At 54.2% G+C, this 24,721-nt stretch carries 24 protein-coding genes and 1 tRNA gene; 15 read left to right on the top strand and 10 right to left on the bottom strand.

What is annotated here, in order from left to right; all coding sequences use genetic code 11:
• Nucleotides 1–104: 104 nt before the first annotated feature.
• From gcvT to AAIG26_RS14320, 4 genes are all read left to right on the top strand, one after another.
• A complete protein-coding gene (gene gcvT, locus AAIG26_RS14335; RefSeq protein ID WP_020455143.1) occupies nt 105–1,199 on the top strand; it encodes a glycine cleavage system aminomethyltransferase GcvT in 1,095 nt (364 codons plus the stop codon).
• Nucleotides 1,200–1,222: 23 nt separating this feature from the next.
• Nucleotides 1,223–1,612: a glycine cleavage system protein GcvH gene (gene gcvH, locus AAIG26_RS14330; protein ID WP_020455142.1), complete on the top strand. Its 390-nt coding sequence runs from the start codon at nt 1,223–1,225 to the stop codon at nt 1,610–1,612.
• Nucleotides 1,613–1,785: 173 nt separating this feature from the next.
• On the top strand, nt 1,786–4,659 hold the full coding sequence (gcvP, locus tag AAIG26_RS14325; protein WP_020455141.1) for an aminomethyl-transferring glycine dehydrogenase: 2,874 nt from the start codon (nt 1,786–1,788) through the stop codon (nt 4,657–4,659).
• Between the two features lie 62 nt (nt 4,660–4,721).
• Nucleotides 4,722–5,465 (top strand): SDR family oxidoreductase, encoded by a 744-nt coding sequence (locus AAIG26_RS14320; protein ID WP_097406122.1) that lies wholly within the window; start codon nt 4,722–4,724, stop codon nt 5,463–5,465.
• Nucleotides 5,466–5,501: 36 nt separating this feature from the next.
• On the opposite strand, the gene AAIG26_RS14315 is transcribed toward AAIG26_RS14320, so the two are convergent.
• Nucleotides 5,502–6,935 carry a 6-phospho-beta-glucosidase gene (locus AAIG26_RS14315; protein WP_343180818.1) on the bottom strand — a complete coding sequence of 478 codons (1,434 nt, stop codon included), beginning with the start codon at nt 6,933–6,935 and terminating at the stop codon, nt 5,502–5,504.
• 116 nt (nt 6,936–7,051) lie between these two features.
• Nucleotides 7,052–7,780, bottom strand: a complete 729-nt coding sequence (locus AAIG26_RS14310) for a MurR/RpiR family transcriptional regulator (protein WP_343180935.1) — start codon at nt 7,778–7,780, stop codon at nt 7,052–7,054.
• A gap of 238 nt (nt 7,781–8,018) precedes the next feature.
• Between AAIG26_RS14310 and AAIG26_RS14305 the strand changes: the two genes are divergently transcribed.
• Nucleotides 8,019–8,678 (top strand): hemolysin III family protein, encoded by a 660-nt coding sequence (locus AAIG26_RS14305; RefSeq protein ID WP_020455137.1) that lies wholly within the window; start codon nt 8,019–8,021, stop codon nt 8,676–8,678.
• A 62-nt stretch (nt 8,679–8,740) separates the two neighbouring features.
• On the opposite strand, the gene ygfZ is transcribed toward AAIG26_RS14305, so the two are convergent.
• Nucleotides 8,741–9,724 (bottom strand): tRNA-modifying protein YgfZ, encoded by a 984-nt coding sequence (gene ygfZ / locus AAIG26_RS14300; RefSeq protein ID WP_020455136.1) that lies wholly within the window; start codon nt 9,722–9,724, stop codon nt 8,741–8,743.
• A 246-nt stretch (nt 9,725–9,970) separates the two neighbouring features.
• Between ygfZ and sdhE the strand changes: the two genes are divergently transcribed.
• Complete coding sequence (gene sdhE, locus AAIG26_RS14295; RefSeq protein ID WP_020455135.1) at nt 9,971–10,237, top strand: FAD assembly factor SdhE; 267 nt, start codon at nt 9,971–9,973, stop codon at nt 10,235–10,237.
• The gene (locus AAIG26_RS14290) at nt 10,218–10,634 is read left to right on the top strand and encodes a protein YgfX (protein ID WP_343180817.1); all 417 of its coding nucleotides are present in this window, start codon (nt 10,218–10,220) and stop codon (nt 10,632–10,634) included. The genes sdhE and AAIG26_RS14290 overlap by 20 nt, the downstream gene beginning before the upstream one ends.
• Before the next feature lie 13 nt (nt 10,635–10,647).
• On the opposite strand, the gene fldB is transcribed toward AAIG26_RS14290, so the two are convergent.
• A complete protein-coding gene (gene fldB / locus AAIG26_RS14285; RefSeq protein WP_020455133.1) occupies nt 10,648–11,169 on the bottom strand; it encodes a flavodoxin FldB in 522 nt (173 codons plus the stop codon).
• A gap of 99 nt (nt 11,170–11,268) precedes the next feature.
• Between fldB and xerD the strand changes: the two genes are divergently transcribed.
• The 5 genes from xerD to lysS all read left to right on the top strand — a co-directional run bounded on the left by xerD (nt 11,269) and on the right by lysS (nt 17,356).
• Complete coding sequence (gene xerD / locus AAIG26_RS14280; protein ID WP_343180815.1) at nt 11,269–12,165, top strand: site-specific tyrosine recombinase XerD; 897 nt, start codon at nt 11,269–11,271, stop codon at nt 12,163–12,165.
• 24 nt (nt 12,166–12,189) lie between these two features.
• Nucleotides 12,190–12,900, top strand: a complete 711-nt coding sequence (gene dsbC, locus AAIG26_RS14275) for a bifunctional protein-disulfide isomerase/oxidoreductase DsbC (RefSeq protein ID WP_343180813.1) — start codon at nt 12,190–12,192, stop codon at nt 12,898–12,900.
• Nucleotides 12,901–12,905: 5 nt separating this feature from the next.
• A complete protein-coding gene (recJ, locus tag AAIG26_RS14270; protein ID WP_343180811.1) occupies nt 12,906–14,639 on the top strand; it encodes a single-stranded-DNA-specific exonuclease RecJ in 1,734 nt (577 codons plus the stop codon).
• Nucleotides 14,640–14,730: 91 nt separating this feature from the next.
• A protein-coding gene (gene prfB / locus AAIG26_RS14265; protein ID WP_097406127.1) for a peptide chain release factor 2 occupies nt 14,731–15,829 on the top strand; the annotation gives its coding sequence in 2 pieces (ribosomal slippage) (nt 14,731–14,805 and nt 14,807–15,829; 1,098 coding nt in all).
• A gap of 9 nt (nt 15,830–15,838) precedes the next feature.
• A complete protein-coding gene (gene lysS / locus AAIG26_RS14260) occupies nt 15,839–17,356 on the top strand; it encodes a lysine--tRNA ligase (protein WP_097406128.1) in 1,518 nt (505 codons plus the stop codon).
• Between the two features lie 48 nt (nt 17,357–17,404).
• On the opposite strand, the gene idi is transcribed toward lysS, so the two are convergent.
• From idi to AAIG26_RS14240, 4 genes are all read right to left on the bottom strand, one after another.
• On the bottom strand, nt 17,405–17,956 hold the full coding sequence (gene idi, locus AAIG26_RS14255; RefSeq protein WP_020455127.1) for an isopentenyl-diphosphate Delta-isomerase: 552 nt from the start codon (nt 17,954–17,956) through the stop codon (nt 17,405–17,407).
• A gap of 116 nt (nt 17,957–18,072) precedes the next feature.
• Nucleotides 18,073–18,789, bottom strand: a complete 717-nt coding sequence (locus AAIG26_RS14250) for a DUF554 family protein (RefSeq protein ID WP_020455126.1) — start codon at nt 18,787–18,789, stop codon at nt 18,073–18,075.
• 15 nt (nt 18,790–18,804) lie between these two features.
• Complete coding sequence (locus tag AAIG26_RS14245) at nt 18,805–19,392, bottom strand: UbiX family flavin prenyltransferase (protein WP_020455125.1); 588 nt, start codon at nt 19,390–19,392, stop codon at nt 18,805–18,807.
• A gap of 10 nt (nt 19,393–19,402) precedes the next feature.
• Nucleotides 19,403–20,896 (bottom strand): UbiD family decarboxylase, encoded by a 1,494-nt coding sequence (locus AAIG26_RS14240; RefSeq protein ID WP_343180810.1) that lies wholly within the window; start codon nt 20,894–20,896, stop codon nt 19,403–19,405.
• Nucleotides 20,897–21,114: 218 nt separating this feature from the next.
• On the opposite strand from AAIG26_RS14240, the gene AAIG26_RS14235 reads away from it, so the two are divergent.
• Nucleotides 21,115–22,014 (top strand): LysR family transcriptional regulator, encoded by a 900-nt coding sequence (locus tag AAIG26_RS14235; protein WP_045512765.1) that lies wholly within the window; start codon nt 21,115–21,117, stop codon nt 22,012–22,014.
• 65 nt (nt 22,015–22,079) lie between these two features.
• On the top strand, nt 22,080–22,814 hold the full coding sequence (gene actS / locus AAIG26_RS14230) for an amidase activator ActS (protein ID WP_343180809.1): 735 nt from the start codon (nt 22,080–22,082) through the stop codon (nt 22,812–22,814).
• A 55-nt stretch (nt 22,815–22,869) separates the two neighbouring features.
• Here the strand turns inward: actS and AAIG26_RS14225 are convergent, their stop codons facing one another.
• Nucleotides 22,870–23,286, bottom strand: coding sequence for a hypothetical protein (locus AAIG26_RS14225; RefSeq protein ID WP_020455121.1), 417 nt, complete (start codon nt 23,284–23,286; stop codon nt 22,870–22,872).
• A gap of 203 nt (nt 23,287–23,489) precedes the next feature.
• On the opposite strand from AAIG26_RS14225, the gene AAIG26_RS14220 reads away from it, so the two are divergent.
• Nucleotides 23,490–23,563, top strand: a tRNA-Gly gene (locus AAIG26_RS14220).
• Between the two features lie 708 nt (nt 23,564–24,271).
• On the opposite strand, the gene AAIG26_RS14215 is transcribed toward AAIG26_RS14220, so the two are convergent.
• Nucleotides 24,272–24,712 carry a hypothetical protein gene (locus AAIG26_RS14215; RefSeq protein WP_343182137.1) on the bottom strand — a complete coding sequence of 147 codons (441 nt, stop codon included), beginning with the start codon at nt 24,710–24,712 and terminating at the stop codon, nt 24,272–24,274.
• Nucleotides 24,713–24,721: the final 9 nt, after the last annotated feature.

The raw sequence follows: 24,721 nt of genomic DNA, 5'->3' as shown, positions 1-24,721 counted from the left end.
AGAACGTTTGCGTCGACGTCGTAAAACGGTGTCGGCACCAGTTGTTTTGGCGCAAATCACGCCGCCGAAAAACGTGATGGCTCAGCTTATTCGACGAGGAAAAGATGGCTCAGCAGACCCCTTTATACGAACAACACACGCTAAACGGCGCCCGCATGGTGGACTTCCATGGCTGGATGATGCCGCTGCATTACGGCTCGCAAATTGACGAGCACCATGCGGTGCGCACCGATGCCGGAATGTTTGATGTGTCGCATATGACCATCGTCGATCTCAAAGGCAGCCGCACCCGGGAGTTTCTGCGTTATTTGCTGGCAAACGACGTCGCAAAACTCACGAAGCCCGGTAAAGCGCTCTATTCCGGTATGCTAAATGCCTCGGGCGGCGTAATTGATGACTTAATCGTCTATTACTTTACCGAAGATTTCTTCCGCCTCGTTGTAAACTCCGCCACCCGCGAAAAAGACCTCTCCTGGATTTCCCAACACGCTGAACCTTATGCCATCGACATCACCGTCCGTGATGATTTGTCGCTGATTGCGGTCCAGGGCCCGAACGCGCAGGCGAAAGCCGCCAGCCTGTTTACAGACGAGCAGCGCCGCGCCGTTGAAGGTATGAAACCGTTCTTTGGCGTTGAAGCCGGTGATCTGTTCATTGCGACCACCGGTTATACCGGTGAAGCAGGGTATGAAATTGCGCTGCCTAACGAAAAAGCGCCCAGCTTCTGGCAGGCGCTGGTCAATGCGGGCGTGAAACCTTGCGGCCTGGGCGCGCGCGACACGCTGCGTCTGGAAGCGGGTATGAACCTGTACGGTCAGGAGATGGATGAAGGTATCTCTCCGCTGGCCGCCAACATGGGCTGGACGATTGCCTGGGAGCCGCAGGAGCGAGACTTTATTGGCCGCGACGCGCTGGAACTGCAGCGTGAAAAAGGCACCGAACAGCTGGTTGGCCTGGTGATGACGGAAAAAGGCGTATTGCGTAATGAACTGCCGGTGCACTTCACCGATGCGCATGGCAATGTGCAAAAAGGCGTGATCACCAGCGGTACGTTCTCGCCTACGCTCGGCTACAGTATTGCACTGGCGCGTGTTCCGGCGGGGATCGGCGAAAATGCCGTTGTACAGATCCGCAACCGTGAAATGCCGGTCAAAGTCACTAAACCTGTTTTTGTGCGCGCTGGCAAAGCTGTCGCGTAACCTTTTTATCTGGAGAGAATGAAATGAGCAACGTACCAGGCGAACTGAAATACAGCAAAGAACACGAGTGGCTGCGCAAAGAAGCGGACGGGACCTACACCGTTGGCATCACCGAACACGCACAGGAACTGCTGGGCGATATGGTGTTTGTCGATCTGCCGGAAGCGGGCACGACCGTTAGCGCGGGCGATGATTGCGCCGTTGCCGAATCGGTAAAAGCGGCTTCTGATATCTACGCGCCAATCAGCGGTGAGATCGTGGCAGTCAACGACCAACTGGCGGATTCACCAGAGCTGGTCAACAGCGAGCCGTATGGCGAAGGCTGGATCTTCAAAATTAAAGCCAGCGACGAAGCAGAAATTGCCGCCCTGCTGGACGCAACAGCCTACGCCGCACTGCTCGAAGACGAGTAAATACGCCTTATCCTTCGCGTAGCAGACGCGTTGGCTTCCTCGCTATCCCCAGTTGCTTACTGATGTTTGCGCCTGGGGATATGCTGCGTCGCCGCCTTCCTGCAACGCGAAGGGTTCAGCGTATTCAGGTAATTTCTACATCGATTCACTGCACGTTTCAGGAACCATCGCTCATGACACAGACTTTAAGCCAGCTTGAAAACCGTGGCGCTTTCATTGGACGTCACATCGGGCCGGATGCTCAGCAACAGCAGGAGATGCTGAACACAGTTGGCGCGGATTCGTTAAACGCACTGATTGGCCAGATCGTGCCAAAAGACATCCAGCTTGCAACACCGCCGCAGGTTGGGGAATCGACCACTGAGTTCGCGGCCCTGGCCGAGCTGAAAGCGATTGCCAGCCGCAACAAGCGCTTTAAGTCTTACATTGGCATGGGCTACACCGCCGTGCAGCTGCCACCAGTTATTCTGCGCAACATGCTGGAAAATCCGGGCTGGTACACCGCTTACACCCCGTATCAGCCAGAAGTGTCGCAGGGTCGCCTTGAAGCGCTGCTCAACTTCCAGCAGGTTACGCTCGATCTCACCGGGCTGGATATCGCTTCCGCGTCGCTGCTGGATGAAGCCACTGCGGCGGCTGAAGCAATGGCCATGGCGAAGCGCGTCAGCAAACTGAAAGGCGCCAACCGCTTCTTCGTCGCCGCCGATGTGCATCCGCAAACGCTGGATGTCGTGCGCACTCGCGCCGAAACCTTCGGTTTTGATGTGATTGTTGATGACGCGGCCAAAGTTCTTGATCACCAGGATGTGTTCGGCGTACTGCTCCAGCAGGTCGGTACCACGGGCGAAGTGCATGATTACAGCGTGCTGATTAATGAGCTGAAATCCCGCAAAATTGTGGTTAGTGTCGCCGCTGATTTGCTGGCGCTGGTGCAACTGACTGCGCCGGGCAAACAGGGTGCCGACATTGTGTTCGGCTCCGCGCAGCGCTTTGGCGTGCCGATGGGCTACGGTGGCCCGCACGCGGCATTCTTTGCTGCAAAAGATGAATTCAAACGCTCCATGCCAGGCCGCATTATCGGCGTGTCGAAAGATGCCGCCGGTAACACCGCGCTGCGCATGGCGATGCAGACGCGCGAGCAGCATATTCGCCGCGAGAAAGCCAACTCCAACATCTGTACTTCGCAAGTGCTGCTGGCCAACATTGCCAGCTTGTACGCGGTGTTCCACGGCCCGGCCGGGCTGAAACGCATTGCCGGACGTATTCATCGCCTGACCGATATTCTTGCTGCCGGTTTGCAGCGTGGCGGCCTGAAACTGCGCCACGCGCACTACTTCGACACCCTGTGTGTTGATGTCGCGGACAAAGCCGCCGTGCTGGCCCGCGCCGAAGCGCAGGAGATCAACCTGCGTAGCGACATTCTCAACGCCGTTGGCATCACGCTGGATGAAACCACCACGCGTGAAGATGTGCAGGTGCTATTTAACGTGTTGCTGGGCGATAAACACGGCCTCGATATTGATGCGCTGGATAAAGAGGTCGCGCTCGACAGCCGTTCTATCCCGCAGAGCATGCTGCGCGAAGACGCTTTCCTGACGCATCCGGTGTTTAACCGCTATCACAGCGAAACCGAGATGATGCGTTACATGCATTCGCTGGAGCGTAAAGATCTGGCGCTGAACCAGGCGATGATCCCGCTGGGTTCCTGCACCATGAAACTGAACGCGGCGGCGGAAATGATCCCGATCACCTGGCCGGAATTTGCCGAACTGCACCCGTTTTGTCCGCCGGAACAGGCAGAAGGTTATCACCAGATGATCGCCCAGCTCTCCGACTGGCTGGTAAAACTGACAGGGTATGATGCGCTCTGCATGCAGCCGAACTCCGGCGCGCAGGGCGAATACGCAGGCCTGCTGGCGATCCGTCACTATCATGAAAGCCGCAATGAAGGTCACCGCGATATCTGCCTGATCCCAAGCTCTGCGCATGGCACCAACCCGGCATCGGCGCAGATGGCGGGGATGCAGGTTGTGGTGGTTGCTTGTGATAAAAACGGCAACATCGATCTGGCCGATCTGCGTGCGAAAGCAGAGCAGGCGGGCGACAACCTCTCCTGCATCATGGTGACGTACCCGTCCACCCACGGTGTGTATGAAGAGACGATCCGCGAAGTATGCGAAGTGGTGCATCAGTTCGGCGGCCAGGTTTACCTGGATGGCGCGAACATGAACGCCCAGGTGGGTATAACATCGCCGGGCTTTATCGGCGCGGATGTGTCGCATCTCAACCTGCATAAAACCTTCTGCATTCCGCACGGCGGTGGCGGTCCGGGCATGGGGCCGATTGGCGTGAAAGCGCATCTGGCACCGTTTGTGCCGGGTCACAGCGTGGTGCAGATTGAAGGGATGCTCACCCGCCAGGGCGCGGTCTCTGCGGCACCGTTTGGCAGCGCGTCGATTCTGCCAATCAGCTGGATGTATATCCGCATGATGGGCGCGGAAGGGCTGAAACAAGCGAGCCAGGTGGCGATCCTTAATGCCAACTACATCGCCAGCCGTCTGAAAGAGGCTTTCCCGGTGCTGTATACCGGTCGCGATGGTCGCGTTGCGCACGAATGTATTCTCGACATTCGCCCGCTGAAAGAAGAGACCGGCATCAGCGAACTGGATATCGCTAAGCGCCTGATTGATTACGGTTTCCATGCGCCGACCATGTCCTTCCCGGTTGCCGGTACGCTGATGGTGGAACCGACTGAATCTGAAAGCAAAGTCGAACTGGATCGCTTTATCGATGCCATGCTGGCGATTCGTGCGGAAATCGAACGTGTGAAACAGGGCGAGTGGACGCTGGAAGATAACCCGCTGGTTAACGCTCCGCATACACAGAATGAGCTGGTGGCTGAGTGGAACCACGGTTACACCCGCGAACTGGCGGTGTTCCCGGCTGGTTTTGCCAACAAATACTGGCCGACCGTGAAGCGTCTGGACGATGTGTACGGCGACCGTAATCTGTTCTGTTCCTGCGTACCGATGAGCGAATATCAGTAATACGCTGATTAAGCTATCTTTTAAGGGCGCTTCGGCGCCCTTTTACTTTTCAGGAGACACAGATGGCGATTGCATTAGTCACCGGTGGCAGCCGGGGAATCGGTCGCGCGACCGCGTTGCTGCTGGCGCAGGAAGGCTACACCGTTGCTGTTAATTACCACAGCAACAAGCCCGCTGCCGACGGCGTGGTGGCGGAAATCATCGCACAGGGTGGTCATGCGTTCGCGGTGCAGGCCGATATCAGCGATGAAGCGCAGGTACAGGCCATGTTCGCGTGTATAGATGAAAAACCGGAACCGCTTACCGCGCTGGTCAATAACGCCGGGATCCTGTTTCAGCAAAGCCGGGTGGAGCAACTGAGCGCAGAGCGTATTAATCGCGTGCTGGCGACCAACGTGACGGGCTATTTCCTCTGCTGTCGCGAAGCGGTCAAACGGATGTCCACCCAACACGGTGGGCACGGCGGCGCGATTGTTAATGTTTCTTCGGCTGCGGCGCGCCTCGGTTCGCCCGGTGAATATGTGGATTATGCGGCCTCCAAAGGCGCGGTCGATACGCTAACGACCGGGCTGGCACTGGAAGTTGCGGCGGATGGCATCCGCGTGAATGGCGTGCGTCCGGGTTTTATCTATACAGAGATGCATGCCAGCGGCGGCGAGCCCGGGCGTGTGGACCGGGTGAGCAGCGCGATCCCGATGCGGCGCGGTGGGCAACCGGAAGAGGTGGCGCAGGGAATTGTCTGGCTGTTAAGTGACAAAGCGTCGTATGTTACCGGCAGTTTTCTGGATTTAGCCGGTGGCAGATAAGCACTCCCCTCCCGCCAGGGAGAGGAGTTAACAACGTCAAAGATTTTCGCCGTTGCTGGCAATCACTTCTTTATACCAGTTAAAGCTCTTTTTACGGGAACGCGACATATCGCCAGTGCCATCATCGTGCTTGTTCACGTAGATAAAACCGTAGCGTTTGCTGTACTGGCCGGTGGTAAAAGAGACGCAGTCGATACAGCCCCAGGGTGTATAACCCATCAGATCCACGCCATCGTGGGTCACCGCTTTGACCATCTCTTTAACGTGTGCCCGCAGATAATCAATGCGGTAATCGTCGTTGATGCTGCCGTCAGCTTCGACGTTGTCGTACGCGCCAAACCCGTTCTCCACGATAAACAGCGGTTTCTGGTAGCGTTCGTACAGCTCGCACAATGCATAGCGCAGGCCAATCGGATCAATCTGCCAGCCCCAGTCAGACGCTTTAACATGCGGGTTAGGGACACTGCCCTGGAAACCGGAGAGCGCATCGCCAGCGCCGCCTTCCGCTTTCACCGCGTTAGTCATGTAGTAGCTGAAACCGAGGTAATCGCAGCACCCTTCGCGCAAAATCGCCTCGTCACCGGCTTCCATGTTGATGGTAAAACCACGGCGTTCCCATTCGTTCAGCACATAAGAAGGGTAGTAGCCGCGCAGTTGCACGTCGGTAAAGACATAACGCTCACGCATTGACTCCTGCGCGTACATCACATCGTCCGGCTTACAGGAGAAGGGATACAGCGGCACCATTGCCAGCATGCAGCCAATTTTCATTTCCGGGTTAATACGATGGCCGATTTTCACCGCCATGGCGCTGGCCACGAACTGGTGGTGCAGCACCTGATACATGGTCTCTTCCGGGTTTTCATGTTCGGTGTAGACCACGCCGGAACAGCAGTAGCCAAACAGCGGCGCGCGCCAGTTGCGCTGGTTGTTGATTTCGTTAAAGGTCATCCAGTATTTGACCTTATTCTTGTAGCGCTCGAAAACCACTTCGGCGAAGCGTACAAAGAAATCGACCACTTTACGGTTGGTCCAGCCGCCGTATTGCTGGACCAGGTGCAGCGGCATTTCGAAGTGGGACAGCGTGATGACCGGCTCGATGTTGTATTTCAGCAGCTCATCAAACATGTCGTCGTAAAACTTGAGCCCTTCTTCATTCGGCTGTTGCTCATCGCCCATCGGAAAGATGCGGGTCCAGGCGATGGAGGTGCGAAAACATTTGAAGCCCATTTCGGCAAACAGCTTGATGTCTTCTTTATAGTGTCCATAAAAATCAACGGCTTCGTGGTTCGGGTAATATTTGCCCGCGACGACTTCCTGCGTGATTTCACGTGGAACACCGTGCGCGCCGCCTGTCAGAACATCGCAAATGCTCGGGCCTTTGCCGCCTTTATTCCAGCCGCCTTCAACCTGGTGCGCGGCAACCGCGCCGCCCCATAAAAAGTCTTTCGGTAAGGTCAATTTTTTCATTGTTGCTATTCCCGTTATATTGGCTGATAACGAGTCTAACAAAGGCGAATTAAATGTCACGATATAACAAATTGCCGCTGGGGTAATTTGTTACACCGAAAAAACATACTGTTTTTTTATGCTATTTTCTTCGCCAGTTTACGTCCCAGCGACTCGAGAATATAAATAACAGGGATTTGCGTAGTGATATCGTAGCCGCCGCTAATGCGCATTTGCGGCACATGCCAGGAGATATTAAAGTCCGCCAGTTTTGCCAGGCGGGAGTGTTCGTGGCTGGTGATCGATAGTACTTTGCAGTGGTGCAGGCTGAACTGGCTGGCAAAACGGAGGATCTCTTCCGTCTCGCCAGAAACTGAAAGAACAATTGCCAGCGCATTTTTTGCCATATCATTGGTAACCGGGAAATAAGGATCGTCGATATGGTTACTGAACTTACCGATATTTGAGAAGAATCTTGCGCCATATTTAGCCAGTGCACCCGATGTGCCTGCGCCGACAAATATAATACGCTCGGAAGATAATATCATCTCAACGGTGTTATCTAATAATTTATCAAACTCATCATTGTTGACGCTTTTAAAAAAGCTGATCACTTCGCTGGCGCCAAAATTGGCTTGCGGCGGCTCATTTTGCTCTAAATATAATTTAAAACGTACGCGAAATTCAGAGTAGCCTTCGCAGTTGAGCTTGCGGCAAAAGCGCAACACGGTCGTGGTGGAGACGCCCGCTGCATCGGCCAGTTCACGAATGGTCATGTACATCACTTTGTCGCGATTTTTGATGACAAAGTTGTAAACCAACATCTCCAGAGTATTCAGGCTGGCGACGGCGGAGTGAGTAAACATTGTCACGGCGATATCCTTTGCTTGCTGTAAACGTAGCCCAATGCAACCCGGCAGGCTTTTTGCGTGCTCACATGCTGCCATAACTCCGGCGTCGTTTCCCTGACTTTTGCATTCATGGGGGCAGTCCGCGTCATGAAACATTCATCAACGATATTTATTTTAGCGTACAGGTGTGCACTGGAATCATTCTCAGTTACTCTAGTGTTGCGACGTTTTTTTGAGTTTTCCCGGAGTTACCATGGTTAAGAAACCTTTAATCGCACAGGGATACACACTGGCAGAGGAAATTGCCAACAGCATCAGCCACGGCATCGGGCTGGTGTTCGGTATTGTCGGCCTGGTACTGCTGCTGGTACAGGCGGTAGACAGCAACGCCAGTATGACGGCGATTACCAGCTACGCGCTTTATGGCGGCAGCATGATCCTGCTGTTTCTGGCCTCCACGCTGTACCATGCGATCCCCCATCAGCGCGCAAAAGTATGGTTAAAGAAATTTGACCACTGCGCCATTTATCTGCTGATTGCCGGAACCTATACGCCTTTTTTACTGGTTGGGCTGGATTCACCGTTGGCGCGTGGGTTGATGATTGTTATCTGGAGCCTCGCCTTACTGGGGATCCTGTTTAAGCTCACCATTGCGCACCGGTTCAAAGTGCTGTCGCTGGTGACATACCTGACGATGGGCTGGCTGTCGTTGATTGTGATTTATCAGCTTGCGACGCGGTTATCAGTGGGCGGCGTGACGCTGCTGGCTGTCGGCGGGCTGGTGTACTCGTTGGGCGTCATTTTCTACGTCTGTAAACGTATCCCCTACAATCACGCGATCTGGCACGGCTTTGTGCTGGGCGGCAGCGTGTGTCACTTCCTGGCAATCTATTTGTACGTCGGACAAGTTTAAACGGTAGCGCCGGGCGGCTTGTGCCGGCCCGGCTGTAGCATGCGCGGATGTGTTAACGCGGATTATTCTTCTTCCAGCGAGTAGGGCAGAGGCTCAATGCTTAACGTATTGGCGTCGTCGCGTACGCGGAACACGCTGTCTGGTTCCATGTCATTATTCATCACGACCTGAACCAGCACGCGGCCATCGTCTAACTGAGTTGATGCCAGCACCGTACCGGTGCGACGCCAGTTTTCACCCATTTTTAACTCAAGATCTTCACCCGCTTCCGGCGTGCGGCTGGCAGCGCCTGCCAGATACCACAGCGCACGTTTGTTGGCTCCGCGGAATTTCGCGCGAGCAACCATCTCCTGCCCGGTATAACACCCTTTTTTGAAGCTGATGCCACCCAGCGCCTGCAGGTTGGTCGCCTGTGGAATAAACTGTGCGCTGTTTGGCTCGTCAATTACGGGTAACCCGGCTTCGATATTCAGCGCCAGCCACTGTTGGCTGTTATTAAGCTGTGCTTCACCGCGCAGTTTATCCGTCACCTGTTCTGCTGTTGCGACATCGGTAACCAGCAGGAACCGTTCGCCCGGATGTTCAAACCACAGAATGGTTGTTTCACCGTCTTGTACAACCTGCTTTTCGCTGTCCGGCAGGGTTGTGAAGAGATTAGCCAGCGCGGCGCGAGCCTGAAAACCAGCAACGCCCAGCAGCACATGTTCGTCATCTGCGGCGATAGTGACTTTTGAAAATACGGCGTACTTTTTCAGTTCGCGCAACTGCGATTCACGCACGCTGCGGCGCAAAATCCAGGCAAACCCTTCCTGATAGTGAAACAACCGCATATTGCTCCACATTTTGCCTTTAGAATCGCAATGCGCCGCCAGCAGATGCTGATCCGCCGCCATCTTCGATACGTCAGCGGTAACCTGGCCTTGCAGATATTTCTCGCTATCCGCACCGGTAATGGTTGCCAGCGCCCAGTCATCGAGCGTCATAAGCGTCAGCGGCAGACGGGCAGATGCGGTCGGCTGACGCGGAGGAAATGGAGTAAAAGCCATAATAATGTCCTGATTAGCTTAACGCTGTGTTGGTACTTAATGGTAAAAGAGCCATTGTTCAATGCAAGCGATAAAGCATGCGATTTGTGCCATTGTGCGAGCATTGCGAGGCGCTACGCAGCACAGTGATAATTTTGCAGACGATGCGATTTATTCTGGAAGCTGGCTCGGGAAGCGAAATATTCCGCAAAAGGAATATTAAAAACACGTTACAATAGGCCTTCATGCCTATGAAGGGAGAAGAACATGGATATTAATAATAAAGCCCGTATCCATTGGGCCTGTCGCCGCGGAATGCGCGAACTCGATATCTCCATCATGCCTTTTTTCGAACACGAGTACGACTCGCTCAGCGACCATGACAAGCACCTGTTTGTGCGTCTGCTGGAGAGTGATGATCCGGATTTATTCAACTGGTTGATGAATCATGGCAAACCCCAGGACGCGGAGTTGCAGCGAATGGTGCAGTTAATTCAGACACGGAATCGGGATCGTGGTCCTGTGGCAATCTGATTTACGCGTCTCATGGCGCGCACAATGGATTTCGTTATTACTGCACGGGCTGGTGGCGGCGTTCATTCTTTTTATGCCCTGGCCGTTGAGCTATACGCCGCTGTGGCTTTTGCTGCTGTCGCTGGTGGTTTTCGACTGTGTGCGCAGCCAGCGGCGGATCAACGCCTGCCATGGCGAGATCAAATTGCTGATGGATTCCCGCCTGCGCTGGCAATGTGTGGAGTGGGATATTGTCGGTACGCCCTGGATGATCCGCGGTGGCATGATGTTGCGTTTACGCCGTGCGGAAGATGGGCGGCGCCAGCATTTATGGCTGGCGGCAGACAGTATGGATTCGCAGGAGTGGCGCGATCTACGCCGGATGATCACCCAAAATCCGGCGCAGGGGCTGCATTAAGGTGGGGGATGGCTCAGCCGAGCCGTTCCGCCATTTCCGTCAGTATTTGCTCGCACCAGCCTTGGATACGTTCATCGCTTAAATCGTACTGATTGGTTTCATCCAGCGCCAGCCCGACAAAGAGCTGCCCGTCGGCAATGACTGGTTTTTTACTGGTAAATTCATAGCCTTCTGTCGGCCAGTAACCGATGAATGTCGCGCCTTTGGGGGCCAGTTTGTCGTGGAGCATGCCGAGTGCGTCGAGGAACCATTCGCCGTAACCGAGCTGATCGCCCATGCCGTACAACGCAATGATTTTTCCGTCGAGATTGAGGTTATCAAGCTGATCCCAAATCGCTTCCCAATCTTCCTGCAGCTCGCCGAAATCCCAGGTTGGAATGCCCAGAATAAGCGCATCGTACTGTTCCATCAGGGCGGGAGCATCGTCTTTCAGGTTGTGCAGCGTCACCAGTTCCGGGCCGATAATATCGCGAATTTTTTCTGCCGCCATTTCGGTGTAGCAGGTGCTGGAACCGTAAAACAGACCGATATTCATAACGTAAACTTCTCGATTCTTGATGTGTCTTTTCACGCAGTGTACCAGAATCGTACATCAATCAGGCATAATGCAGCGTTTGAGTAAAGGAGACGCTGGATGGAACAGGATCTCGTACGTATCGAACAGTTTCTCGATGCTCTCTGGCTTGAGAACAACCTGGCGGAAAATACGCTAAACGCTTACCGCCGCGATTTGAAAAGCGTGGTGGAGTGGCTGCACCACCACGCCAGCAGTCTTGAAAAAGCGCAAGGCGATGATTTACAAGCGCTGTTAGCTGAAAGGGTGAGCGGTGGTTATAAGGCCACCAGCTCGGCGCGCTTGCTTAGCGCCGTGCGGCGTTTTTTTCAGTACCTTTATCGGGAAAAAGTACGCAGCGACGATCCCAGCGCTTTACTCGCATCACCTAAATTGCCGCAACGTTTACCGAAAGACTTGAGTGAAACGCAGGTGGGCAGGCTTTTGCAGGCGCCGGTGGTTGACCAACCGCTGGAGTTACGCGATAAAGCGATGCTTGAGGTGTTGTATGCCACCGGCCTTCGCGTCTCTGAACTGGTTGGCCTGACGATGAGTGATATCAGCCTGCGCCAGGGCGTGGTGCGAGTGATTGGTAAAGGCAATAAAGAACGCCTGGTGCCGCTGGGCGAAGAGGCGGTGTACTGGGTCGAAAACTATCTGGAGCATGGTCGCCCCTGGCTGCTAAACGGTGTCTCAATTGATGTGCTGTTTCCCAGCCAGCGCGCGCAGCAGATGACGCGCCAGACTTTCTGGCACCGCATCAAGCACTATGCGGCGCTTGCGGGCATAGACAGTGAAAAGCTCTCGCCCCACGTTTTGCGCCATGCGTTTGCCACTCATCTGCTGAACCACGGCGCGGATCTGCGCGTGGTGCAAATGCTTTTAGGCCACCAGGATTTATCGACCACGCAAATTTATACGCATGTCGCTACCGAGCGACTGCGCAAGCTTCATCAACAGCATCACCCGCGGGCGTGAATGCTGACAATCTAAGGATGTGTTATGAAAAAAGGTTTAGTGATGTTCACCCTGCTGGCTGCGTTTACCGGCGCGGCGCATGCCGATGATGCGGCTATCAAACAGTCGCTGGCAAAACTGGGTGTACAAAGTGGTGAAGTGCTGCCCGCACCTGTTGCCGGAATGAAAGCCGTATTGACCAACAGCGGCGTGCTGTATGTAACCGAAGATGGCAAACATATCATCCAGGGCCCGATGTACGATGTCAGTGGCGCGCAGCCAGTGAACGTCACCACGAAGATGCTGTTACCGCACCTGAACGCGCTGGAAAAAGAGATGATTGTCTACAAAGCGCCACAGGAAAAACATGTCATCACCGTGTTCACCGATATCACGTGTGGCTACTGCCAGAAACTGCATAGCGAAATGGCAGACTATAACGCGCTCGGCATCACCGTGCGTTACCTTGCCTTCCCGCGTCAGGGTGTGCCAAGCGAAGTTGAAAACCAGATGAAGGCTATCTGGTGTGCAAAAGATCCTAAAAAAGCCTTCGATAATGCGATGGAAGGTAAAGAAGTGAAACCCGCCAGCTGCGATATCGACATCGCCAACCATTACGCGCTGGGCGTGCAGTTTGGCGTCAATGGCACGCCAGCCATCGTGCTGAATGACGGCTACCTCGTTCCGGGATATCAGGCTCCGGCGGAAATGAAAGGCTTCCTCGATCAACATCAAAAAGCGACCGGCGGTAAATAATTCGCGTGAAAGCTCAGATACAACTTCGCCGCCGTGAGGTGGATGACGCAGCAGAACTGGCCGCAGACTTGCCGCCGCTGCTGCGTCGCTTATACGCCAGCCGCGGTGTGCGCACGGCCAGTGAACTGGAACGCAGTGTTAAAGGCATGCTGCCGTGGCAACAACTTACCGGTATCGATGATGCAGTGGCGCAGCTTTATAACGCCTTACGTGAAGGGCTGCGCATTATTGTGGTGGGCGATTTCGATGCGGATGGCGCAACCAGCACCGCCCTTAGCGTGCTGGCATTGCGCGCGCTCGGTTGCGAAAACGTCAGTTACCTGGTGCCGAACCGTTTTGACGACGGGTATGGGCTGAGCCCGGAAGTGGTTGATCAAGCGCATGCGCGCGGTGCGCAGCTTATTCTGACGGTGGATAACGGCATCTCCTCACATGCCGGCGTGGCGCGGGCGCATGAACTCGGCATTCCGGTGGTAGTGACCGATCACCACCTGCCGGGTGACACGCTGCCGGATGCCGAAGCGATTGTTAACCCGAATCTGCGCGACTGTGATTTTCCGTCGAAGTCGCTGGCCGGGGTTGGCGTCGCGTTCTATCTGATGCTGGCGCTGCGCGCCTTTTTGCGTGACAACGGCTGGTTTGAGGCGCGCGGCCTGGCAATGCCAAATCTGGCGGAACTGCTTGATTTGGTTGCGCTGGGAACGGTGGCGGACGTGGTGCCGCTGGATGCCAATAACCGCATTCTGACCTGGCAAGGGCTGAGCCGTATTCGCGCCGGACGCTGCCGTCCGGGCATTAAGGCGCTGCTGGAAATTGCCAACCGCGACGCGCAAAAGCTGGCGGCAAGCGATCTCGGTTTTGCGCTCGGGCCGCGTCTTAACGCGGCGGGCAGGCTGGATGATATGTCGGTAGGGGTTGCGCTGTTACTGTGCGATAACCTTGGCGAAGCGCGCCAGTTAGCCAGCGATCTTGACGCGTTGAACCAGACGCGCAAAGAGATTGAGCAGGGGATGCAGGCAGAAGCGCTGACGCTGTGCGAGCAGCTTGAACGCAGGGGTGAAACGTTGCCCGGCGGCTTAGCGATGTACCATCCCGAGTGGCATCAGGGAGTGGTCGGCATTCTCGCTTCGCGCATTAAAGAGCGCTTTCATCGCCCGGTGATCGCCTTTGCGCCAGCCGGAGACGGGGTACTGAAAGGCTCGGGGCGTTCGATTCAGGGGCTGCATATGCGTGATGCGCTGGAGCGTCTGGATATGCTGTTTCCTGGCATGATGCTCAAATTCGGCGGTCACGCAATGGCGGCCGGTTTGACGCTGGAAGAAAACCGTTTTGAAGAGTTCCGCCAGCGCTTTGGCGAGCTGGTGACCGAATGGCTGGATCCGGCGTTATTACAAGGTGAGATTGTCTCTGACGGCCCGCTGTCGGCGCAGGAGATGACGCTGGAAGTCGCGGAGATGCTGCGGGAAGCTGGCCCCTGGGGGCAAATGTTCCCGGAACCGCTGTTTGACGGTGAGTTTCGCCTCCTGCAGCAGCGGTTGGTGGGTGAGCGTCATCTCAAGGTGATGCTGGAGCCGGTTGGCGGCGGTCCGCTGCTTGATGGTATCGCTTTTAACGTCGATACCTCCTGCTGGCCGGACAACGGTGTGCGGCAGGTAAATATTGCTTATAAACTGGATGTGAACGAGTTTCGCGGCAATCGTAGCGTACAGCTGATCATCGAGAATCTCTGGCCACTTTAGCGCCAGTATTCGCTATAAAACAGGGCGGGAATCCGGTAAACTTCCGCCCTTATCACCGCATTTTGACTAGTCCATTAAAAGAAATCAGACCATGTTTGAAATTAACCCGGTAAAAAATCGTATTCAGGACCTCACGGAGCGCTCCGACGTTCTTAGGGGGTATCTTTGACTATGACGCTAAGAAAGAGCGTCTGGAAGAAGTAAACGCCGAGCTGGAACAGCCGGACGTGTGGAACGAACCTGAGCGCGCACAGGCGCTGGGCAAAGAGCGTTCCTCACTCGAAGCTATCGTTGATACGCTGGATCAAATGCGTCAGGGGCTGGAAGATGTCAGCGGCCTGCTGGATCTGGCGGTTGAAGCTGAAGACGAAGAAACCTTTAACGAAGCGGTCGCCGAACTGGATGTGCTGGAAGAGAAACTGGCGCAGCTGGAGTTCCGCCGCATGTTCTCTGGCGAGTACGACAGCGCCGACTGCTACCTGGATATTCAGGCGGGTTCCGGCGGCACCGAAGCGCAGGACTGGGCGAGCATGTTAATGCGCATGTACCTGCGCTGGGCGGAAGCGCGCGGCTTTAAAACCGAGATCATTGAAGAGTCCGAAGGTGAAGTTGCCGGCATTAAATCTGTCACCATTAAGATCATGGGTGATTACGCCTACGGCTGGTTGCGTACCGAAACCGGCGTTCATCGCCTGGTGCGTAAGAGCCCGTTCGATTCCGGCGGACGTCGCCACACCTCGTTTAGCTCCGCGTTTGTCTACCCGGAAGTGGATGACGATATTGATATCGAAATCAACCCGGCGGACCTGCGCATTGACGTGTATCGCGCATCCGGCGCGGGCGGTCAGCACGTAAACCGTACGGAATCCGCGGTGCGTATTACCCACATTCCAACCGGGCTGGTCACGCAGTGCCAGAACGACCGCTCCCAGCATAAGAACAAAGACCAGGCCATGAAGCAGATGAAGGCGAAGCTTTATGAACTGGAAATGCAGAAGAAAAATGCTGAGAAACAGGCGATGGAAGACACCAAGTCGGACATCGGTTGGGGCAGCCAGATCCGCTCTTATGTCCTGGATGATTCCCGCATTAAAGATCTGCGCACCGGGGTTGAAACCCGCAACACGCAGGCGGTGCTGGACGGCAGCCTGGATCAATTTATCGAAGCAAGTTTGAAAGCAGGGTTATGAGGAACCAACATGTCTGAACAACAAGCACAAGGCGCTGACGCGGCAGTCGATCTTAATAATGAACTGAAAACTCGCCGCGAGAAGCTGGCGCAACTGCGTGAGCAGGGCGTGGCGTTCCCGAACGATTTCCGTCGCGATCAGACCTCTGACAAGCTGCATGCGGAATTCGATGCCAAAGAGAACGAAGAGCTGGAAGCGCTGGGCATTGAAGTCGCCGTTGCGGGCCGAATGATGACCCGCCGCATCATGGGTAAAGCCTCTTTCGTAACCTTGCAGGACATGGGGGGCCGCATTCAGTTGTATGTCTCTCGTGACGATCTGGCGGAAGGTGTCTACAACGAGCAGTTCAAAAAATGGGATCTCGGCGATATCCTCGGCGCACGCGGCAAGCTGTTCAAGACCAAGACCGGTGAACTCTCTATCCATTGCACCGAGCTGCGCCTGCTGACTAAAGCGCTGCGTCCGTTGCCGGACAAATTCCATGGTTTGCAGGATCAGGAAGCGCGCTATCGTCAGCGTTACCTGGATCTCATCTCGAATGATGAATCCCGCAACACTTTCAAAGTGCGCTCGCAGATCCTGGCCGGTATCCGCCAGTTCATGGTAGGCCGCGACTTTATGGAAGTGGAAACGCCGATGATGCAGGTGATCCCGGGCGGTGCGTCTGCGCGTCCTTTTGTCACCCACCATAATGCGCTGGATCTCGACATGTACCTGCGTATCGCGCCGGAACTGTACCTTAAACGTCTGGTGGTTGGCGGCTTCGAGCGCGTGTTCGAAATCAACCGTAACTTCCGTAACGAAGGTATCTCCGTTCGCCATAACCCTGAGTTCACCATGATGGAACTCTATATGGCGTACGCGGATTATAAAGATCTGATCGAGCTGACCGAATCTCTGTTCCGTACGCTTGCGCAGAATATCCTCGGCAAAACCGAAGTGCCGTACGGCGACGAAGTGTTTGATTTCGGCAAGCCGTTCGAAAAACTGACCATGCGTGAAGCGATCAAGAAATACCGTCCGGAAACCAACATGGCGGATCTGGATAATTTCGACAGCGCGAAAGCAATTGCTGACAGCATCGGTATCAAGGTTGAGAAGAGCTGGGGGCTGGGCCGTATCGTCACGGAGATCTTCGAAGAAGTGGCCGAAGCGCACTTGATCCAGCCGACTTTCATTACCGAATACCCGGCGGAAGTTTCGCCGCTGGCGCGTCGTAACGATCAGAACCCGGAAATCACCGACCGCTTTGAGTTCTTCATTGGCGGACGTGAAATCGGTAACGGCTTTAGCGAGCTGAACGACGCGGAAGATCAGGCGCAGCGCTTCCAGGATCAGGTCGATGCGAAAGCAGCGGGCGACGACGAAGCAATGTTCTTCGACGAAGACTACGTGACCGCGCTGGAACACGGCTTACCGCCGACTGCCGGCCTGGGTATCGGTATCGACCGTATGGTGATGCTGTTCACCAACAGCCATACCATTCGCGATGTGATCCTGTTCCCGGCGATGCGTCCGGTGAAATAATCGCTCAGCGATAAAAAAAGCCCCGGCGTTTGTCGCGTCGGGGCTTTTTTATTGCGCTAATTCTGCGGCAAATTGTCGTAACTGCTTTTCCGCGCTTGTGGCTTCCGCCGCCATCCACGGGCTGAAAGCCCAGGGCGCAGCATTGAGCGCGTGCAGCAACGCATCCAATTTAACCCACTGATATTCCATCACTTCATCACTGTTTATTTTAAGCGGCGATACGATCTCTGCGGCAAAGACCGGGCAGATCTCATTTTCGACAATGCCTGAAGGATCGGTTTCCCGGTAGCGAAAACCCGGTGCGATAGTGGTGATAGCGGCGATTTCGGCTCCCACTTCGTAGCGGCAGCGGCGGACAATCGCCTGCTCAATAGTTTCACCCATTTGCGGATGGCCGCAAACGGAGTTGGTCCAGACGCCGGGCCAGGCTTTTTTACTCATGGCGCGGCGGGTAACCAGACATTCGCCTGTCGGGCGAAAAAGCCAGGAGGAGAAAGCCAGATGCAGCGGTGTATGTGAGGTATGCGCGGCATATTTCTCCTTTGTGCCGAGTACCTCTCCCTGGTCGTTAACTAAAATAACGTGCTCTTGTATAACCATAACGACTCCCGAACATAACAACGCCGGGTGGCGCTATGCCTGACTTACCGGAAGAACGCGATCTCACGGACCTGCCAGGCACAGCGCCACGGGGCAAACGCTAGTATATCCGAGGCTCAGGCAAAAAGAGTGGCCCAGAGAGCGGAAAAGGGCATCACCAGCACCAGACCGGGGAGCATGTTCGCCACCGGAAAGGGCTTGATATTACAGATTCGCAGCCCCGTCGCCACCATGATTAAACCACCCGCGCAGGAGAAGTCGCCCATCATATCCGGGGTGATCATATGCAGGATAAAGACCGCGAGCGTAGCCAGCGCCACCTGGACGATGATCAGCGGAATACCGATAGTCATCACCGAGAAGCCGAGCATGGTGGCAAAAATCGCCGCCGTGAACAGATCCAGCACCGTCTTGATATACAAAATCGAGGGATCGCCGGTCATGCCTTCATGCATCGCACCGAAAATCCCCGTGCCGCTGGCGCAAAATAGCACCAGAATGGCGACGAACTTCTCGGTGAATTCATCATGGGTAAGACCCTGAACCGGCGGGAAAATACGGTTGATTAAACCACGCGTGGTGCCGGCCGCTTTGCCGATCTGTTTTTCGAGGAAAAACGCTTCGCCGATCACCGCGCCGATCACCATCGCCAGCACCACGGCGGGCATAAATTTCACTTTAATAACGAGATTGATACCCAGACCAACAGAGCACAAACCAAATGTCAGCGGCAGCGCCACTTTCACGCGTTCGGGAATGCGCGTACCAACCAGTGAACCGAGCAGACCACCGACAATGACGGCGGCGCCGTTCACATAAGGACCGATTAACATAATGTTTCCTGCACGTTACGCGTGATGAGCGAGGTTTCCCTCGCCCCAGCGCGGGAGATTTTTCACATCAATACCAAACAGATCCAGCGCACGGCTGACGCTGTGGGTAATGATCTCATCAGTGGATTGCGGACGCTGGTAGAGCGCCGGGACCGGCGGGAAAATAATCCCGCCCATTTCCGTCACTGCCTGCATATTGCGAATATGTCCGAGATGAAGCGGCGTTTCGCGCGCCAGCAGCACCAGACGGCGGCGCTCTTTGAGCACCACGTCGGCGGCGCGGGTTAGCAGGTTATCCGTCAGGCAGTTGGCGATAGATCCCAGCGTTCGCATGGAGCAGGGCGCAACCAGCATGCCCATGGTTTTATACGATCCGCTGGAAATGGCAGCCCCAAGATTTCCGACAGGATGCACCACATCCGCAAGCGCCATCACTTCATCTAGCTGATAATCCGTCTCCAGCGCACAGGTTTTTTCCGCCCCTTTCGAGACAACCAAATGAACTTCCAGCGGCTGCCCGCGCAAAAGCTCAAGTGCTTTCACGCCATACTGAAAACCGGAAGCGCCGCTGATGCCAACAATGATGCGTTGCAATGTGGTCACACCGGCCCCCTTATTCGAAATCTGGCAGGAAGCGTTTCACATCCACCGCTTTGAATTTCGAGCGTTCAAAGTGGCTTTTCAGATGGAACGGCACCGTACAGTCAAAAATGGTTTTGCAGGACATGCCCTGCTGCAAAATGCTCGGGCTGTATTCCGGCACCTGCGATGGATCGAGCGGGTGACAACGTACGCCGGGAATGGTGACGGTATCGACATCGCCCTGATAACGGGTTTGCATCGCCCACAGCACATCGTCGCTGTCGAAAATGTCGACATCTTCATCAACCAGAATCACGTGTTTCAGTTCCGGGAACGCGGAGAATGCAAGCAGCGCGGCCTGGCGTTGACGGCCTTCATCCGCAGGCGAGAATTTTTTGAATTGCATCACTGCCAGCAGCTTGCCGCCGCCCGCTGAGTGCGCGAAGACGTTAAGCAGTTTACCCGGCATGGCGCGCCCCACCATATCAAGGATGCTGGCTTCTGTCGGAATACCCGCCATGTTGACGTGTTCTTCGCCCGGCCCAACCGTGGTACGCCAGATCGGGTTATAGCGATGGGTTACCGCTTTCACCTTGATAACCGGCAGGGCTTCTTTGGCTTCGCCGGTGTAACCAGGAAACTCAGGCATCGCTTTGCCGGTATCGGTGTTCTGATCTTCACGCAGACGCAGGTGCGGCAGCAGTTCGCCTTCAATAACGATTTCCGCATGGGCAATGGCGCGTTCGTTGATGGTTTTACACTGCACCATTTCCACGGCGTGCCCGCGTAGCGCACCGGCAACGCTCAGTTCGTCATAACCCAGCGGTGTGGTCGGCGGCTCAAAACAGGCGGCAATTTCAATTGCCGGATCGACACCGATACTGATGGAGATCGGCAGCGGTTTCCCCGCGGCTTCCGCTTTCATGCGAAATGCGTCGATATGGCGACCCGGTGTTAGCCACATCGACAGTTCATCGCGGCTCTGCACGCACAGGCGGTGAATGGTGATATCGGATTCACGCGTTTCTGGATCAGAGGCGTAACACAGACCCATGGTGATGTAGGGGCCAGCATCTTCTTCGGTGTTCGTTGGCGCAGGTAGCAATTTGCGTAGATCGAAATTCGCATCACTTGCCAGATGCACCACTTCCTGGCACACCGCGTGGTCTTGGGTCAGCACTGGCGGAATCGGGTTTTGTACCGAATCTTTCAGCAGGTGACCAAGTTTTTCCGGCGCGCAGTTAAGGAAGTGGCTGACGCGTTTGCGGGAACCGTTGAGGCCGATGGCGACGCTGATATCCTGAAAACCTTTTACCTTGTTGAACACCATCACCGGGCCGTTTTTCCGCGTCGGGCGCTGGCAGGTTCCGCCTGCGCCAACATAACGATAAACCCCGGAGAGTTCCGCGTGTGGATCCACTTCGGTGTCGGTTTCCACATATTCGCCGGGCAATGTTTTGAGTAATTCAAGAGCAGAACGTAAATCGCAAACGCCGCTGGCATTATTATTTTTGCTATTTGACATGGTCTTTTCCATTTTCAGATGGGAATTTACTGACTGCCGTTACCTTATTTTCCCTGTGGTGATTAAACAAATACCGTTTTCCTGAGGCAGACCAGATCAAAAAAGTACTCTTTATAAGAATGTTAAATTCAGGTTGATAAATGACATAAAATGTCGTGCTTTTCCTTTTTTACGCCAGGTGTGATACTGAGCGCTCAGGTATAGCGGAGAAAAGCGGTATGGATTTGAAAAGATTGCGTTATTTTTGCCGTGTGGTAGAGCAGGGCTCCGTAAGCCAGGCGGCGAAAGTGCTGAATATGGCGCAGCCGCCGCTCAGTAAACGGATCCAGGAACTGGAGGAAGAGTTACAGGTTTCCTTATTTTCGCGTCAGGGAAACAGAATTGAACCCACCGAAGCCGGTTATTTTCTTTATCGTAAAGCCTGTGAAATATTACGTCAGGTTGAAGATACGGCACGGGAAACTGTAGCAATTGCCAATAAAGAAAAATTCCAGCTAAGACTCGGCTTAACCCATCTTTTTCAATGCTATTTTAAACCGTTATTACTGGAGCTTTATAAGCGCCACCCCGATGCTGAAATTAATATATCCGTTACCGATTCCAGCCACTTAGAAACCATGCTTAATGAAGGCACGATCGATCTGGCGATGATCCAGCGGCCTTATCGCAGCGAAGGCTTCGATTATGTGTCTTTTGATCCGGTGCGGCTGGTGGCGGTGATCAGTAAGCAGTGCCTGGCGCAAGCCCCTGTGAGCCCGTTTGATTATCAGGCGCTGGCGGCGTTCCCGCTGGTGCTGCTGCACCGGGCAAAAGACGCCGGCACTTACGAGATGCTGATCGATCTGTTTCGTAAAGCGGGTGGTAACCCGAAGGTGATTATGCACATCACCCAGCCGGGGGTGATTCTGGAGTGGCTGGAGTCTGGCCTTGCCGCGGCAACGCTGCTGCCGTCATCGGAAGTCGACGCCCGTAAACTCAGTCATTGCCATGTTGTGGATGTGTTTCCCTCACCGCAGGTATTTTATCCGGCGCTGGTGAAGATGCCCTCCACACCTTTTTTGCCGGAGATAATGGAAATTATCGCGCAGGGTTACCCGATTCCGCGCAACTCCGTTTGAAGGGTTTAGCAACCGGCGAGTGGCTGGTATGATATGTCGCCATTTATTCTATTCGAGGATCTGTTTTGCGCGCAGGATGCCTGACGAAAAGCCCGTTTCGTATTGTCATTTGCCTGGCAATGAGTTTGCTGCTGGCGAGCTGCGCCGGTAGTAACTCTACTTATTCCGGCTCCGTTTATACGGTGAAGCGGGGCGATACCCTGTACCGCATATCCCGTATTACCGGCACCAGCGTAAAAGATCTTGCCAGCATGAACGGTATTTCACCGCCGTATACCATTGAAGTGGGGCAGCGATTGAAAGTGAATGGCGCGTCGAAAACCACCTCATCCTCGACAAAATCCGGTACTAAGACTGCGAAAGTGGTGCCTTCCTCGCAGGTTCCGCTCTCGTCGTGGCCGCCGGTAGGGCAACGCTGCTGGCGCTGGCCGACAACCGGAAAAGTCATCATGACCTATTCCACCTCTGATGGCGGGAACAAAGGCATTGATATCGCTGGTACACGCGGTCAACCGGTTTATGCCTCTGGCGCCGGGAAAGTGGTCTATGTCGGCAATCAGCTGCGCGGCTACGGTAACCTGATCATGATTAAGCACAGCGAAGAGTACATTACCGCTTACGCGCACAACGATACGCTGCTGGTCAATAACGGGCAGAGTGTGAAAGCGGGGCAGAAGATCGCCACCATGGGCAGCAGTGACGCGGATTCCGTGCGCCTGCACTTCCAGCTGCGCTATAAGGCGACAGCTATCGATCCGCTGCGTTATTTACCGCCTCAGGGCAGCCCGCCGAAATGCTGATGAGTAAAGCTAACAGGCGGTCGCCCGGCCTGTTAGCTCGAATAGTTGTCTGGAATTAATTGTTTTGCGTATCCTGGCCGCCGAAGATATTTGCGCGGCTGGTTGAGGACTTACCGTTGCTGTAGCTAGTATCCTGGCCATCGAAAATGTTGGCCCGGCTGCTGGAATGGCTACCGTCGCTGTAATCGGTGTCCTGGCCGCCAAAGATATTCGCTCTGCTGCTGGATGATTTACCGTCACTGGACGTTGTATCTTGCCCACCAAAGATATTGGCTCGGCTGGTTGTGGTTCTTCCGTCGCTGTACCTGGTATCCTGCCCGCCGAAAATATTGGCCTGGCTGCTGGATGTTGTGCCATCGTCATAGCGGCAATCCTGGCCACCAAAAATGTTGGACTGGCAACTATCCGCCAGTGCAGTATTCAACGAGCCCGCAAAAATAATAAATCCCAAAACCAACGGCTTAGCGTTCATAGCGATTCTCTGAAAATGAGTGGGAACTACGGGAGCTATGCTATGCCTGAAAGCGTAACGCGGGAGGTTATGTTGTCCTAATTTTCGCAACAAAATGACGGCGCTATACCAGAAAAGATTAACTGCTTAAAACTCCAGCGGTTACCCGCAAACTCGCCTTGCTCTCACGCGCTAAGAGGTTATAATGCCTGTCGCATCTCAATGCGGGCGTAGTTCAATGGTAGAACGAGAGCTTCCCAAGCTCTATACGAGGGTTCGATTCCCTTCGCCCGCTCCAGAATTCCCCCCCTTCTTTCTTATAAAACACCGCCGAAATTGGTTTATATGTGTTTAGTTTCAGAAGCTTACTATGCGAAAGTTGTTTTTGATCGTTCTGACATTCAACGACGAACCACCAACGGGTATTCGGCGTGTATTGTCTTAATAAAAAGAAAGGGAAAGGCTGGATCTCTCCAGCCTTTGGCGGTCATCTCACTTTCTTGAAGATGAGCAAGATCAAAGGAACGCAGACAGCGAAACCTATAAGAGAGGCTAATGCCGAATCAACGTGATTTTGCGATAACTCCATAACAAACCAGGTCAACTGAGAGGGCGTAACATCCCATCCCTGGCTTACTGTTTCTGAAAAGTTCACTGCGAATACAAGATCGAAGTAAAGCACGATAACGTAATACGCAACGCAGATGAGCGCGATACTCGTCCACCTAATCCAGTACTTCTTATTCATTATCGTACCGTTTTAAAGATAATTAAGATCAGCGGGACACAGATCGCAAAGCCAAAGAAGGCGACACTAAAAACGCCATCAGTGGCTTGCATGAGCGAGTCTATTGATGCTTTGTATTCTTTTAATGGGATTGGGCCAGAAAAACGCATACTTTCACTCTCACTGAATGCACTGTAAGCGAATGTTGATGCTATCAATGTAATAAAGTAGCAAAGTGATACTATGCTAATTCCACCCCATCGGAGGATGGTTTTAACTCTATTCTTCATTGTCATAAGATCCCCTTAATACACCGCCTACAGTACCGCCGGAATAGGGAGATAATGAATCTCCTGTGGCTGCACCTTCTGCTAAAACATGCTCGACTACGCCGCCGGAAGTTTCCTGGTATGGTTGCAAATGACCCGAATTTGGATACTGTTCTTCGAGCGCAAACGTCATCTCAACGACAAGCATTGAGGGCATCTCAATCTCATTTTCTTGAAGATGAGAAAGAACAACGAGAAGCAAACAGCGAAACCCACAATAAAGGCTAACGCCAAATCTTGGGGATTTTGCGATAGCCCCATAACAAACCTGGCCAACTGAGACGGTGTAAAATCCCATCCATGGATTACTGTTTCTGAAAAGTTCACTGCGAATACAAGATCGAAGTAAAGCACGATAACGTAATACGCAACGCAAATAAGCGCGATACACGCCCACCTG

The organism is Kosakonia sp. PSU_27 (assembly GCF_039409795.1).
Taxonomy (GTDB): domain Bacteria; phylum Pseudomonadota; class Gammaproteobacteria; order Enterobacterales; family Enterobacteriaceae; genus Kosakonia.
Note: the sequence above shows the minus strand (reverse complement) of the source record. Positions and strands in the feature narration are given on the sequence as shown.